Below are 13,334 nucleotides of genomic sequence, written 5' to 3' on the forward strand. Positions count from 1 at the left end.
TTTCCGTGAGTGACTTCCCGGTCTTTCCGTCGGGCTTCGAGTTCGGTGCCGCGACCTCGGCGTACCAGATCGAGGGCGCCACGGAGGAGGACGGGCGCGGGCCGTCGATCTGGGACACCTTCACCCGGCGCTCCGGCGCCGTCTCGGACGGCAGCAGCGGCGAGACGGCCTGCGACCATTACCGCCGGCACCGGGAGGACGTGGCGCTGCTCGCCGGCCTCGGGGTGTCCACGTACCGCTTCTCCGTCGCCTGGCCGCGGATCCAGCCGTCGGGCTCAGGCCCCGCCGACCCACGGGGGCTGGACTTCTACGCCCGCCTGGTCGACGACCTGCTGGAGGCCGGCGTCAAGCCGGTTCTGACGCTCTACCACTGGGATCTTCCGCAGCCCTTGGAGGACGCGGGCGGCTGGCGCTCCCGGGACACGGCCGAGCGGTTCGCGGAGTACACGGCCTTGGTCGCGGCGAGGCTCGGGGACCGCGTGCCCCGGTGGATCACCCTGAACGAGCCCTGGTGCAGCGCCTTCCTGGGGTACGCCAACGGTGAGCACGCCCCGGGAGCGACCGAGGGGACACCCGCGCTCGCCGCGGCTCACCACCTGCTGGTCGGCCACGGGCTCGCGATGGGTGCCCTGCGCGCCGCCGAGGTCCGGGAGGCCGGCATCTCCCTCAACCTCGACCAGGTCGACCCGGCCACACCGGACCCGGCCGATGTCGCGGCCGCGCTGCGCGCCGAGACCCAGCGCAATCTGATGTGGACGGACCCTCTGCTCAAGGGGTGCTACCCGACGGCCGAGGCGGACACGTTCGGCGAACTGATCGAGCGTCAGGACTTCCGCCGCGACGGGGACCTCGCCCTCGTGTCGGCCCCCATGGACTTCCTGGGCCTCAACTACTACACGCCGTCGACCGTCCGCGCGGCTCCCTGGCAGGAGACCGACCCGGACCGTCGTACCGCGATGGACAACCGCTTCGAGGGGGTCGCGCGCCCGGGCGTCCGCCACACCGCGATGGGCTGGCCGGTCGTCCCCGACGCGCTGCGGCGGCTCCTCACCTCGCTCCGCGACCGCTACGGCGCTCTTCTTCCGCCCCTGCACATCACGGAGAACGGCTCCGCCGAAGACGACACCCCGGCCCCTGACGGCACCGTGCGGGACACCGATCGGATCGCGTACCTGGAGAGCCACCTCCGCGCGGCCTCCGAGGCGCTGGCGGAGGGTGTCGACCTGCGCGGCTACACCGCCTGGTCGCTCCTGGACAACTTCGAGTGGGCTCACGGTCACACGAAGCGTTTCGGACTGGTGCACGTCGACTACCCGACGGGGACGCGGACTCCGAAGGCTTCGTACCACTGGTACAAGGCGGCGATCGCCGCCTCCAGGAATCGCGCGGGCTGAGCGGTCCCGTCCGATCCAGGCGAGACGCAGCGCCGGCCGCTCTGCGGCTCCGTCCGAAGCCACGACTCCGTCCACGGCTCCGTCCGAAGCGACGGCTCCGACCACGGCTCAGGATCCGGCGGTGCCTCCGGCTCCCTCTGCCGGCTACGGCTCGGAATTCCGCTTCACATCCGCCACGCACGTCCTCCGTCTCCCTGGCCCCGAAGGCGTCGACCGCCACCCCGCCGTCGGCGCCGGTGGCCTCCAGCGCCAGGCGGCTGCCGAACACGCGCAGGTCGATCCGCGCCCGCGGCGCGCCCGCCCGGTCCGGCATCCGGTGGATCCGCGCCGCCGGGTGGTCCAGCTCCGTCAGCCTCCCGTGCAGTGCCTGGTAGGTGGTCGTCCTCGTGTGCCCGAAGGCCGCACCGATGCGCTGCGCGTGCGCGCCGCCGTCGCAGGTCTCGAATCCGGTCAGCGGCAGCTCGTCGAGCGGCTCGGGCCGGGTGGAGTCGTCGGCCGGCTCCGGCGGGGCGGGAGCGTTTGCGGGAGGGCCGACCGGTGTGTCCCCGCCGGCGTTCGGGGCCCCGGTCGGGGTCTCCCCCGGCCCGTATCTCTTGTGGGCGCGGCCACCCCACCCGGCAGATCCTCGGGTGCGGGTACGTCACCCTTGTCCGCGGGCGCGTCCGGAGCGCAGGGCGCGGCGACGCGGTTCAGCAACTCGAGGAACCGCAGCTCCGGATCGTTGCCGTTCGGCGGGGTCTCTGGTGCCGCCGCCGGCACGACGGCGCCGCCCGCGGCGGTCCGCTGGGCGCCGGGGCCCTGCGTACCGCAGGCGGAGAGGACGAGGCAGCCGAGGACGGCCGGCAGGACGGGCTTCGGGAGAGATGTCGATCGCATACGGGCACCATGCCGAACCGTGATCATCGCGCACATGAGTACGCGTGCTCACTCCCGAAGCCCCCTGTGTACCGGGACCGTATCGTGGCGCCATGACGGACGAGACAGAGTCGAGGCTCTACGTGAACCGCTGGGGCGACACATCGGACCCGGCCTCGAACCCGCGACGGTTTCGCCAGGACTCCTGCTCGTGCTTCGACCGGCCCGGTCCCGGAGCCCGCGTCACATTCCACGCCGAGCGGCAGGACACCTCCGCTCCCGGCTGGCAGCGCCTTCTGGAGTTGGTCGACGAGGCCGCCTTCGACGGACGCGAGGAGTTCCGTCCCCTGATCGAACTCAGTCCGGAGGAACGGCGGCAGGTCATCACCCTGCCCCCGAGCATCGCCCGGCTGACGGCGGTCAAGCACCTCGTGCTCTACGGCAGCAACCTGATACGGATACCGCCCGAGATCGGCGCCATGACCAGCCTGGAGGAGTTCACCCCGTACACCTCCTACCGGCTGCACTGGTTCCCCTACGAGATCACCCGATGCCGGAACCTGACGCGCAGTACGGTCAGCACGCGCGCCCTGTTCGGCAACTACAAGATGCGACCGCCCTTCCCCCCGCTTCAGCCGTCCCGGGACTCCGTCGGGGACCTCGCGCCGGGGGACCTGGACCCCCGGCGGTGGGGTGCCACCGCCCTTCATGGGTGCAGCGTCTGCGACCGGCCGGTCCCACCGGGTGGACTCCATCCGGTGTGGATCTCCCTGCGCGTGGCCACCGACGTCCTGCCGCTGCTGGTCAACGCCTGCTCGGCGGCCTGCGTCGCCGCGCTGCCCGCCGGCGCTGCGACCACATCCCTTCACCGCACAAGGGCGGCGACGTCGACCAGCCGCCGTCCGACTGGGACTGAGCGGTGCGACGACACCGGCCGGACGAGACGTGATCGACCGGATCCGCTGCCGAACTCGTTCGGCAGCTGGTTCAGTTGCCGAACGGCGGCCGCTCCCCCACCTGGTCGGGCGAGCGCCGTCATTTCCGGCGCACGAGTGCGATGTCGGACACCGGGCCGAGGTGGCCCAGCTTGTCGGGGTTGACCACCGAGCGGATGCCCGTGACCACGCCGTCGGCGATCTCGAGACCGACCACGCTGGCCACCCGGCCCTCGGCGTCGTACAGCACGGCGCCGGGGCCGCCGTTGACGAGGGCCGGCCGGAGGGAGGCGCCGAGGAGGCCGACGCGGCGAAGGCCCGTGACCAGGAGGCGCCCGACCGGCAGGCGGCCGGACAGCGCCCGGGCGAGCGCCTGGCCCTTGCCGCCGCCGTCCCCGTGGAGCACCACGTCGGGCGCGAGCATGCCGAGCAGGGCGTCCAGGTCGCCGCCCGCGGCGGCGTCGAAGAACCTGCGGGCGAGTTCCTCGCCCTCCGCCTTCCGTTCGCGGGGCGGGACGCTGTCGGCCGTGTGGCCCGCGGCGGAGACGCGCTGTCTGGCGCGGGCGAAGATCTGGCGGCAGTTCACCTCGGTCTTGCCGGTCATCCTCGCCACGTCCGGATAGCCGTAGCCGAACACCTCGCGCAGCATGAACACCGCGCGCTCCACCGGCGAGAGGGATTCCAGGAGCACCAGGAACGCCATCGACAGGGAGTCGGCCAGTTCGGCGTGCTCGGCCGGGCCCGGCCTGTCGGCCGTGACGACGACCGGCTCGGGCAGCCACTCCCCCACGTACGTCTCCCGCCGCACCCGCGCCGAGCCCAGGTAGTTGATCCCCAGCCGCGTCACCGCCGTCGTCAGGTACGCCTTCGGAGCGGCGATCGTGGTCCCGGCCCGGTGGGCCCGCGTGAGGCCGAGGAACGCGTCCTGCACGATGTCCTCGGCGTCGCCCACGGACCCGGTCATCCCGTAGGCGATGGAGAACAGCAGCGGCCGGTAGCCGGCCTCCTCCGTCCCACCCGTTGCTCCCCGCACGAGACCCCTCCCCCAACTCACGTACGGCCAACCCCCTTTGGGCACCGGACGACGGTCCGCAGCGTAGCCGAGGCATCCGTCCCGTCGATCATGCCGGGCGGCAGGTGCGCGCGGCCGTGCGGGCGGCGAGACGCACGTCACACGCCCCGCCGTCACAGGGTGCCGGGCGGCTCTGTCCTAGAGGGGTGTCGACGAGCAACGGCCCCGCCGAGGAACGCGGGACGGATGCTCACACCCTTGCGAGGAGGACTCATGAACATCGCCCTGTGGATCGTGACCGGACTGCTGGCCGCCGCCTACTTCTTCGGGGGCGCGGGCAAGCTGATCATGCCGAAGGAGAAGATCGCCTCCTTCGGCCCCAGCGCGGGCTGGGTGAAGGACTTCAGCGCCGGCGGCGTCAAGGCCATCGGCGCTCTCGAGGTCCTCGCCGCGGTGGGTCTGGTCCTGCCCGCCCTGCTCGACATCGCACCGGTCCTGGTGCCGCTGGCGGCCCTCGGTCTGGTGCTCATCATGATCGGCGCGGCGATCCTCCGGTTCCGCCGTCACGAGATCAAGCTCATGATGGTGGACCTGGTCTATCTCGTCCTGGCCGGTTTCGTGGCCTGGGGGCGCTTCGGCCCCGAATCCTTCGTCGGCTGACCGGGGGCGGCCGTTCACCTTGCGCACCGCGAAGTCCGGCGCGGCGGTGCGCGGCCTTGTCCGGCCACCCGCCATCGACTATCGTCGATGATCGATGAACAGAACCGACGAGAGCGTCGCGCCCCTCGGCCCCGAGGACTTCGTCCTGTACGCGGAGTGGTTCAAGGCGCTCGCCGACCCCATGCGCGTCCGCCTCCTGAACCTGCTGGCCACCGAGCGGCGCCCGCTGTCCGTGGGCGAGATCGTCGACCGTCTCCCGATCGGCCAGTCGACCGTGTCCCACCACCTCAAGGTCCTGGCCGACGTCCGCTTCGTCCTTCGCGAGCGGTCCGGCACCTCGACCTCGTACGAGGTCAACGCCGGCTGCCTCGCGTGCTTTCCCGCAGCCGTACGCGCGATCCTGGGACAGCCGTGAACATCACGCCCCTCACCACCGCCCACGCCGACGACGTCCTCGCCATCTACCGGGCGGGCATCGAGGAGGGCGACGCCACCTTCGAGACCACCGCCCCCAGCTGGGAGCAGTTCGACGCGGCCAAACTGCCCGGACACCGCTTCGTGGCCCTCGCCGAGGACGACCGGGTCCTCGGCTGGGTGGCCGCGAGCCGGGTCTCCGACCGGTGCGCGTACACCGGGGTCGTCGAGCACTCGGTGTACGTACACCCCCGCGCGCGCGGCCGTGGCGTCGCCTCCGCGCTCCTCGACGCGCTGATCACGTCGACCGAGGCGGCCGGGATCTGGACCATCCAGTCCGGCATCTTCCCCGAGAACACCGCCAGCCTCGCCGTCCACGCGCGCGCCGGCTTCCGGGTCATCGGCACGCGTGAGCGCATCGGCTGCCACCACGGCCGCTGGCGCGACGTCGTGCTCGTCGAGCGCCGCAGTCCGCGCGTCGACTGACGGACGACGGCCGGAGCTTGGCGGGCGGGCGCCGCGCAGGGGCTCAGTGCCGGCAGGCGACCTCGACGGCGAGCAGGGCGAGTACGACAGCCGCCATCAGCAGGCATCCGTACCCCTCGCCGGAACCCCTCCGACGCGTCTCGACCTGGCCACCCGGCGGAATGCCGGGGTGCTTGTCGGCGTAGTGCTCGATCTGCCGGCGCAGTCCCTCGGACTCCCCGCGCCACGGCGTCTTGAAGCTGCACTCGCCGCACCAGTAGCGGTTGGCCATGTCGACTCCTCGCCCCCTCGCGTCGGCGTGCCCACGGGACGCCGACCCTCGACGGTGACCTTGGTCATGTCGGCTGTACAGGTCACGGAACCGGCCATCCGTGACCGGGGGCCGCGGGTAGGCTCACCGCCGTTCGTACTGGTGGGTAGGGAGACGCTCCGTGACAGACGACCTCGGCACGTTCTTACGCAGGCTGCGCGAGGAGGCCGACCTGACGCAGGAACAGGTGGCCGAGCGGTCCGGGGTCAGTGTGCGCACCATTCGCCGGCTGGAGAGCGGCAGATCCACGAACCACCGGATGGGGACGGTGCATCTGCTCGCGGACGCGCTCGACCTCGGGGAGGAGGACCGCCGGCGTCTGGCGGCCACCCTCGCGGGAGCGCGCGGCGTCCCGGGCGCCCGGTCCGGAGCCGGAACGGAACCCCGCAACGGACCGGGACCCGGAGCCGGACCTGGAGCCGGAACGGAACCCCGTAACGGACCCGGACCCGGACCCGGACCTGGGCGCGAACCCGGGCCCCAACCCGGAGCCGAACCGGGGCCCGAACCCGGAGCCGAACCCGGGCCCCAACCCGGCCCTGCCCCCGCCGCGCCGACCCTGGTGCCCGTCCCCGACGCACTCGCCGACGCGGCGCGCGAACTGGCGACGGAGGTCCGGCGGCGCTGGCGCCGCGAGGAGGCCCAACGCCGGGTCCATGACCCGTACCCCCTTCCTGTCCGGTGGCAGCCGGCGCCCGCGGGTCTGACCGACCGCGTGGAGAACATCCAGCGCCTCGGGCCGGGTGAGGCGCCGCGCGAGGTGGATCTGGACGGTGACCTGCGGAGCGTGGCCGATGTCTACCGCCGGATCCCCTCCGGACGCATGGCGATCCTGGGACGTGGTGGCTCGGGCAAGTCCATCCTGACGATCCGGCTCACCCTCGACCTCCTGGAAGCCCCGGCTCCGGACGGCCGCGTGCCGGTCATCTTCAGCATCGGCGGCTGGGACCCGTCGACCACCGCCCTGCGGGACTGGCTGATCGGCCGGCTGCTGCGCGACCACCCCCATCTGGCCCGCCGCGGCTCCCGCGGGACGACCCTGGCCGTCTCGCTGGTCGACGCCGACCTCATCCTCCCCGTCCTGGACGGATTCGACGAGATCGCCGAAGGACTGCGGCGCGACGCCCTGGACGCGCTCAACGCGACCTCCACACCGCTCGTCCTCACCAGCCGACGCGACGAGTACGCCGAGGCGGTCCGGGCGGCCCACGCGCCGCTCGTCTGGGCGGGGGGCATCGAGCTCACCGATCTCACCTTCGACGACCTCGCCGGCTACCTGCCGCGCACCACCCGTGCCGTCCCACCCGGGGAGAGCGGTGACGGCACCGGGGCCTCCGGGACGGGGTGGGACGCGGTCCTGGCGGAACTCCGCACGCCGAAGACCCCGGCGGCCGCGGCCCTCGCCACGGTGCTGACGACCCCGCTCATGGTCATCCTCGCCCGGACCCTGTACAGCGAGACGCCCGGACGGGACCCGGCCGAACTCCTCGACACCACCCGCTTTTCCACGGTGAAGAGCCTGGAGGAACATCTGCTGGCGGGTTTCGTGCCCGCCGTGTACCGCCGCCACGCCCCGGAACGGGACACCGAAGGCCGGCAGCCGAGAACCCCGTACGCGGACCCCGTACGGGCCGAGCGCTGGCTCGGCCACCTCGCCCACCACCTGGTCCGTTTCGACCGGGAGCGGCAGGACCTCGCGTGGTGGCAGCTCGGCGACTCGCTGTCCCGCTCGACGCGGACCCTGGCCGTCGTCCTGGCCACCGCCCTGTGCGTCGCCCTGGCCGACTGGCTGGTCGGCCTGGTGCTCGCCCCGCTCGGCATCGGCGAACTGCTGTTGCAGGGCAGCCTCATGGGACCCGCGGCGGGGCTGTCCTTCGGAGCCGTCTACGCGCTGGCGGACAAGTCCGGCGGCGGAGCGGCCTTCGAGCCGGCCCGCGTCCGGCTGAGACTGCGCCCCACGCACGACAGTCTGGCCCGCCGGCCCCTGCCGACCTTCACGGTTCGGTTCGGGCACGGTCTGCTCGGCGGGGCCGTCATGGGGATCGGATGCGCGTGCGCTCTCACCCTCGGACGCGCCTGGGCGGCGGGGACATCGTTCACCGAGCCGCGCGTCGTCGAAGGCACCCTGATCAACATGCTGGTCCTCGGGCTGATCTTCGGCTCGGCCGCGGGTCTCGTCTTCGGGCTCATGGCCGCGCTCGAAGCACCGGTCGACGTCAGCGCCGCGGCCACCCCGGTCGGCCTGCTGTTCGCCAACCGTACGACGGTGGCTCGGCAGTTCCTCCTCCTGGCCCCGATGTTCACCCTGGCCATCGCCTTCGGAGGGCATCTGGTCGTCCTGCTGCTCCAGGGCTCGCTGGGACCACTCAACTGGGGACTCGAGGACAGTCTGTTCATCGGAACGGTCGGCGGCATCGGCGGCGCCGCCTCCTACGTGCTCGCCTTCACCGCCTGGGGGCAGTGGCTCCTGCTCGCACGGGTCTGGCTGCCCCTGACCGGCCGGCTCCCCTGGGACCCCGCCGCCTTCCTGGACGACGCCTACCGTCGAGGGGTGCTGCGCCGGACCGGCGCCGTGTACCAGTTCCGCCATGTCCGGCTGCAGCACCACCTCGGGACCGCGTTCCGCCGGCAGCACCCGGCCTTCGCACCGGCCACCTTCCCGCCCTCCTCGACCGGCACCTCGTGACCGCGGGAGTGTGACACCGGTCGGCGGGGGGGCGGCGCGAGCAGCGGGAACGGCGCGGGCCGCGGGCGCGCCGGGGCGGCCGGTCACCGATGGCCGGTGGTGTGGCCTGTCCTCCGGACGGTACGGGACAGCAGCATTCGGGACGTCCGGTTCGCGGCAGCTCACCGTGTCGCGAGCCTCCTCGACGAATCGACGGACGACGCCTCGACGAAGGGTTCCCGATGACTCCCCTGCGCCTCACCGCGTTCGGCGCGGCCCTCGCGCTCGCCGCCCTGACGGGCACCGGCGCGGCATACGCGACACCACCGGCCGCCGCGCCGGCGGTCACCGTCTCCGCGTCCGGGCCGGCATCCTCGGCCGATGCCACCGCGGGTCTTCCCCCGTTCAGCGACAGCTACGGGCTGACCCTGGTCCCCGAAGAGACGCAGGTGCACAGCCCCACCGACTTCACCCTCACCGTCACCACGAAGCAGCTCTCCGGGAAGCACAAGATCCGCATCCTCCTTCCCACCGGATACGACGCCGACCCCGGACCGGGCTGGCCGGTCACCTACTTCCTGCACGGCGGCGGCGGCAACGTGAACGACGTCGCGGCCGCACCCGCGCTGCACTCGGACGCGATGATCACCGTGGTGCCGGACGGCGGGCTGAAGGGCTGGTACGCCGACTGGCTGATGCAGAACACCGCGCTCGGGGCCGCGAACTGGGAGACCTTCCACCTCGACCAGGTCGTCCCGTTCATCGACGCCCATCTCCGTACCCGCACCGACCGGGCCCACCGGGCCGTGGTCGGACTGTCCATGGGCGGTTACGGCTCCCTCCACTACGCCCAGGTCCGGCCCGACCTGTTCGGCCACGTGGCCGCGCTGTCGGGAGGCATCGACTTCGGCAAGTGGGAGGTCCGCGCGGCCGTCCTGGCCACCGAGCTCAACCTCTCGGGCGCCTGGTGCGCGGCGAGCAGCTCGTCCGGATCGGGATCCGGCACCTGCGTGGGTCACGGCCCCTACGTGGACAGCGACGCGATCTTCGGCTCCCCGTACCCGGTCTTCAACGCCGACCGCGTGTGGAAGGCGGTCGATCCGGCCGCGCCGGCCAACCTCGCCAAGCTCTCCGGCACCGGCATCACGCTCTACACCGGCGACAACGACCTCATCGACGTCCACACCGCGGCGGCATCCAGGACCGTCAAGGCCCGCCTGGACCAGCTGGGTATCCCCAGTCGCCTCGTCGACTACGGAAACGGTGCCTCACTGGCCCCGAGCTGCAACGGCGGCCACAACTACGGTTGCTGGGCCCCGGCCTTCGCCGACTACGTCCCGCGCCTCGAAGCCGCCTTCACCGCGGCCGGCTGACCGGCCCGCCGAGCGGGCTCCCGCCCACCGCGCCGACCGCCCGCCGACCGGTTTCCCGCCCACCGCGCCGACCGGTCGGCAGGGCACCGGACCGCACCGGGTGCCCGCGCGCACCAGCACCGCCCCTGCCCACGCTGCCTTCCCGCGGAGGAACCACCATGCCCGAACAGTCCCCCACCGACCCCCGTCCCCCGATCTCGCGCCGCACCGCCCTCAGGACCGGGGGCGGCCTGGCCCTCGGCGCCGGTCTGACCGCCCTCGCCCCGGCCACTCCCGCCTCGGCGGCACAGCGCGGCACCCCCCTGTGCGACGAGCCCGGAGATTCGGCCGCCGCCCAGGGGGTGGGCTCCAGCGACCTGGGTATCCCGTACTTCCGCGAGCACGACGGCACCTGGGGCTATGTCTTCGGTGACACCTGGTCCGAGATGCAGCAGTACGGCGACTACCTCGGATCACCGCTCATGCTCTGCCAGTCGGGTTTCGACGCCTCGGGCTCGACCCCCATCTCGTTCACCTGGGCGATGCCCACCGGCGGCCGGGCCGGGCAGCTGTTCGACTACCGGACCAACGCGAACAACGGGTTCGGCTTCGAGGTGAGCCGCATTCCCAACGACTGCATCGAGTTCGGCGGCCGCACCTACATCCAGTACACCTCGGTCGGCACCTGGGAACCGCCCGCGGGCTACGACGGGTCCGTGATGTCCGGGGTCGCCTACTCGGACGACCACGGCGTCACCTGGCGCGACTACCCCTACCACTGGGCCGGCGACATGCAGGGCGTGAACCAGTCCATGTACGGGATGTGGTCGTTCGCGGGCATCGACCCCGACGGCTGGCTGTACATCTTCTCCAAGCGCTGGAACGGCACCCACCGCAACACCGCCGACGGCGGTGCGATCCAGCTCTTCCGGATCCGGCCCGACGACTTCCGGGCCGGGAACTTCGGCGCTCAGCAGAACTGGGCCCATCTGGACGGCCGTTGGCAGTGGACCCACACCGCCTCGCCCACGCCCGTCCTGACCGGCAACAACATCGGCGAGTTCTCGGTCAAGCGGATCGGCGGCCGGTACTGCATGAGCTACTTCGACGTCACCGACTACTCGATCTGCACGCGGACCGCGTCGCGGCCCGATGCCGTGTGGAGCGCGCCCAAGCCGCAGATCGTCGGCGACAACCGCTGGCCGGCGAGTCACTGGGGCAAGCCGCAGGTGCCTCACCTGTACGGCGGCTACATCCACCCGGGCAGCGCCGGCCCGACCTCGCTGACCCTCATCGTGTCCCAGTGGCCCGGCGTCGTCCACCAACCGCCGTACAGGGTGCTGCAGTTCGACGGCATCAACCCCTAGAGGGTGTCTTGCCGCTCCACGGCCAGTCAGTCCGCACGTTCCGGAACCGACAGAGGAGACCAGTGTGAAGCACAGCAGGAAGCGGCTCCCGGCCGTCGCCGGGGCGGCGGCCGCGGCGATCGTCATGCTGACGACGCCCACGGCACACGCCGCCTCGACCGACGACCATCCCGCCACGCGCTCGGCGCTCACCGCGTTCCAGGCCGTCGCGGGCCCCGGCGCCGCGGTCCATGCCGGGGACGGCACCGGCTCGTGGACGCTGTCCGCCGGCACCGGCACGATCAACACCACCAGGCCGATCCGGGCCGACGAGCACTACCGCATCGGCAGCCAGACGAAGTCCTTCACCGCGGCGACGGTCCTGCAGCTGGTCGACGAGGGAAAGGTGGCCCTCGACACGGACATCGACACCTATCTGCCGGGCACCGTCAGCGGCAATGGATACGACGGCACCCGTATCACCGTGAGGCATCTGCTCCAGCACACCGGCGGCATCGCGGCGTACGATCCGCTGGCCTCCATAGCGCTGGCCGAGCCGGACGGCACCTACCGGCCGGCCACTCTCGTGAGGGAAGGTCTGAAGCGGGCTCCGGTCTCCGCGCCGGGGGCAGGCTTCACGTACTCGAACACGAACTACCTGATCCTCGGCCTGCTCATCGAGAAGGCGACGGGCCTGCCGGTCCACGAGGCCGTCACGCGCCGCGTCATCGAGCCCCTCGGCCTGACCCGCACCGTCTTCCCCGCCCCCGGCGACCGCGCCCTGCCCACGCCGGCCGTGCCCGGCTACCACGGTGCGCGGGTGGGACCGTTCTACTTCTGGAGCCCGGTCCTCTCCTACGATCCGTCCGTCTTCGGTGCGGCCGGTGCGATGATCTCGACGATGCAGGACCTCAGCACGTTCTACCAGGCGCTGACCGCCGGCAAGGTCGTGTCGCCGGCGGCGCTGGCGGAGATGGAGAAGGTGCGGGACGTCGCAGGCGGCGGCTACGGCCTGGGGATCGTCAAGGTCGACCTGTCGTGCGGCGGCGAGGCATGGGGCCACAACGGTGCGGTCCCGGGCTACTTCACCCACACCATGGTGACCAAGGACGGGCGTCACGTCTCCGCGATGACCAACGCCTACCTCGCCGGCAACCCGTCCGGCGACAAGTTGACCACGCTGCTGGACACGGCCCTGTGCGAGGACCGGGACTAGCCGACGAACGCGATGGGCGCGCCGACCTCAGCTGTCCGGGGGGAAGGCGTCGGCGCGCACATGCGGCATGGGGCTGCTGTGCACCCGGTACAGATCGCCGCCGGTGAGCCGCGTCGGGGTGATGTGTACGGCGAGCGGTCCCGCCCATTCGTAGCCGTTCCGCTGTCCGTGGCGTGCGAGGTTGTCCGTCAGCAACTCGCCCACGTCACCGCAGCCCTGGCGGACCAGCTCCTCGTACACCCCGGCGTCCAGCTCCACCTCGTAGGCGTTCGGGACGACCACGCGGCTCTCGCTGCACACCACGGCGTGGCGATCGCACTCGTGGTGCAGCGTGTCCAGCAATTCCACGGGCTCCTGTGGGTTGACCTTGGCGAGGAGCGCCTCCTGCCACCGCTCCAGGACTCGTTCCCAACGGGTCAGCGTCTCCCGGGTCATGCCCATGTCCGACCCCTACCGGCGTCCGCGCAGCCGCCCGAACAGCTTGCGGGCCTGGGCGCGCTTGCGCGGGTCGGCGGCGGCGCGCCGCACCGACGCGACCGCTCGCTGTCCCTGGGGGGTGCGGGTGTACTGCTTCAGTCGGGTGATCAGTCCGGACATGGTGTCCTCCCTCGGGCCGTTGTGTACGGATCGCCTACCCGGCCGCCCCCGGGCCAATCCGGAGAGTGCGGGGACATCCCTCCCGGTGACGA

13 protein-coding genes are annotated in these 13,334 nt (G+C 72.1%); 9 read left to right on the forward strand and 4 right to left on the reverse strand.

Annotated features, from left to right (window positions below; genetic code table 11):
* Positions 1-5: 5 nt before the first annotated feature.
* Together ACZ4VW_RS23210 and ACZ4VW_RS23215 are read left to right on the forward strand one after the other, a co-directional pair.
* Complete coding sequence (locus tag ACZ4VW_RS23210) at positions 6-1,394, forward strand: GH1 family beta-glucosidase (protein ID WP_467965355.1); 1,389 nt, start codon at positions 6-8, stop codon at positions 1,392-1,394.
* A 968-nt stretch (positions 1,395-2,362) separates the two neighbouring features.
* Entirely contained in the window at positions 2,363-3,349 is a 987-nt protein-coding gene (locus tag ACZ4VW_RS23215) for a leucine-rich repeat domain-containing protein (RefSeq protein ID WP_467965357.1), read from the forward strand.
* On the opposite strand, the gene sigJ is transcribed toward ACZ4VW_RS23215, so the two are convergent.
* On the reverse strand, positions 3,285-4,217 hold the full coding sequence (sigJ, locus tag ACZ4VW_RS23220; RefSeq protein ID WP_467965359.1) for an RNA polymerase sigma factor SigJ: 933 nt from the start codon (positions 4,215-4,217) through the stop codon (positions 3,285-3,287). The two genes, ACZ4VW_RS23215 and sigJ, sit on opposite strands and share 65 nt — an antisense overlap.
* Before the next feature lie 252 nt (positions 4,218-4,469).
* On the opposite strand from sigJ, the gene ACZ4VW_RS23225 reads away from it, so the two are divergent.
* The 3 genes from ACZ4VW_RS23225 (at position 4,470) to ACZ4VW_RS23235 (ending at position 5,756) form a co-directional block, all read left to right on the forward strand.
* The gene (locus ACZ4VW_RS23225; RefSeq protein ID WP_467965361.1) at positions 4,470-4,856 is read left to right on the forward strand and encodes a DoxX family protein; all 387 of its coding nucleotides are present in this window, start codon (positions 4,470-4,472) and stop codon (positions 4,854-4,856) included.
* A 94-nt stretch (positions 4,857-4,950) separates the two neighbouring features.
* Entirely contained in the window at positions 4,951-5,271 is a 321-nt protein-coding gene (locus tag ACZ4VW_RS23230; RefSeq protein ID WP_467965363.1) for an ArsR/SmtB family transcription factor, read from the forward strand.
* Entirely contained in the window at positions 5,268-5,756 is a 489-nt protein-coding gene (locus ACZ4VW_RS23235; protein WP_467965365.1) for a GNAT family N-acetyltransferase, read from the forward strand. Before ACZ4VW_RS23230 ends, ACZ4VW_RS23235 begins: the two co-directional genes overlap by 4 nt.
* 43 nt (positions 5,757-5,799) lie before the next feature.
* Here ACZ4VW_RS23235 and ACZ4VW_RS23240 read toward each other — a convergent pair whose 3' ends face one another.
* Complete coding sequence (locus ACZ4VW_RS23240; RefSeq protein ID WP_467965367.1) at positions 5,800-6,027, reverse strand: hypothetical protein; 228 nt, start codon at positions 6,025-6,027, stop codon at positions 5,800-5,802.
* A gap of 160 nt (positions 6,028-6,187) precedes the next feature.
* On the opposite strand from ACZ4VW_RS23240, the gene ACZ4VW_RS23245 reads away from it, so the two are divergent.
* From ACZ4VW_RS23245 to ACZ4VW_RS23260, 4 genes are all read left to right on the forward strand, one after another.
* Positions 6,188-8,752 carry a helix-turn-helix transcriptional regulator gene (locus tag ACZ4VW_RS23245; RefSeq protein WP_467965369.1) on the forward strand — a complete coding sequence of 855 codons (2,565 nt, stop codon included), beginning with the start codon at positions 6,188-6,190 and terminating at the stop codon, positions 8,750-8,752.
* Between the two features lie 221 nt (positions 8,753-8,973).
* Positions 8,974-10,104, forward strand: coding sequence for an alpha/beta hydrolase (locus ACZ4VW_RS23250; protein WP_467965371.1), 1,131 nt, complete (start codon positions 8,974-8,976; stop codon positions 10,102-10,104).
* 158 nt (positions 10,105-10,262) lie between these two features.
* Entirely contained in the window at positions 10,263-11,450 is a 1,188-nt protein-coding gene (locus tag ACZ4VW_RS23255; protein ID WP_467965373.1) for a DUF4185 domain-containing protein, read from the forward strand.
* 64 nt (positions 11,451-11,514) lie between these two features.
* Positions 11,515-12,645 (forward strand): serine hydrolase domain-containing protein, encoded by a 1,131-nt coding sequence (locus ACZ4VW_RS23260; protein ID WP_467965375.1) that lies wholly within the window; start codon positions 11,515-11,517, stop codon positions 12,643-12,645.
* Between the two features lie 27 nt (positions 12,646-12,672).
* Here the strand turns inward: ACZ4VW_RS23260 and ACZ4VW_RS23265 are convergent, their stop codons facing one another.
* Together ACZ4VW_RS23265 and ACZ4VW_RS23270 are read right to left on the reverse strand one after the other, a co-directional pair.
* A complete protein-coding gene (locus ACZ4VW_RS23265; RefSeq protein ID WP_467965377.1) occupies positions 12,673-13,086 on the reverse strand; it encodes an FhaA domain-containing protein in 414 nt (137 codons plus the stop codon).
* Positions 13,087-13,095: 9 nt separating this feature from the next.
* A complete protein-coding gene (locus ACZ4VW_RS23270) occupies positions 13,096-13,242 on the reverse strand; it encodes a hypothetical protein (protein ID WP_355114945.1) in 147 nt (48 codons plus the stop codon).
* Positions 13,243-13,334: the final 92 nt, after the last annotated feature.

It is taken from the genome of Streptomyces sp. NPDC029139 (genome assembly GCF_055564335.1).

Coding starts and splice junctions, on each gene's coding strand:
- ACZ4VW_RS23215 (WP_467965357.1), top strand. CDS start 2,363: ATGACGGACGAGACAGAGTCGAGGCTCTACGTGAACCGCTGGGGCGAC.
- ACZ4VW_RS23225 (WP_467965361.1), top strand. CDS start 4,470: ATGAACATCGCCCTGTGGATCGTGACCGGACTGCTGGCCGCCGCCTAC.
- ACZ4VW_RS23230 (WP_467965363.1), top strand. CDS start 4,951: ATGAACAGAACCGACGAGAGCGTCGCGCCCCTCGGCCCCGAGGACTTC.
- ACZ4VW_RS23240 (WP_467965367.1), bottom strand. CDS start 6,027: ATGGCCAACCGCTACTGGTGCGGCGAGTGCAGCTTCAAGACGCCGTGG.
- ACZ4VW_RS23250 (WP_467965371.1), top strand. CDS start 8,974: ATGACTCCCCTGCGCCTCACCGCGTTCGGCGCGGCCCTCGCGCTCGCC.
- ACZ4VW_RS23255 (WP_467965373.1), top strand. CDS start 10,263: ATGCCCGAACAGTCCCCCACCGACCCCCGTCCCCCGATCTCGCGCCGC.
- ACZ4VW_RS23265 (WP_467965377.1), bottom strand. CDS start 13,086: ATGGGCATGACCCGGGAGACGCTGACCCGTTGGGAACGAGTCCTGGAG.
- ACZ4VW_RS23270 (WP_355114945.1), bottom strand. CDS start 13,242: ATGTCCGGACTGATCACCCGACTGAAGCAGTACACCCGCACCCCCCAG.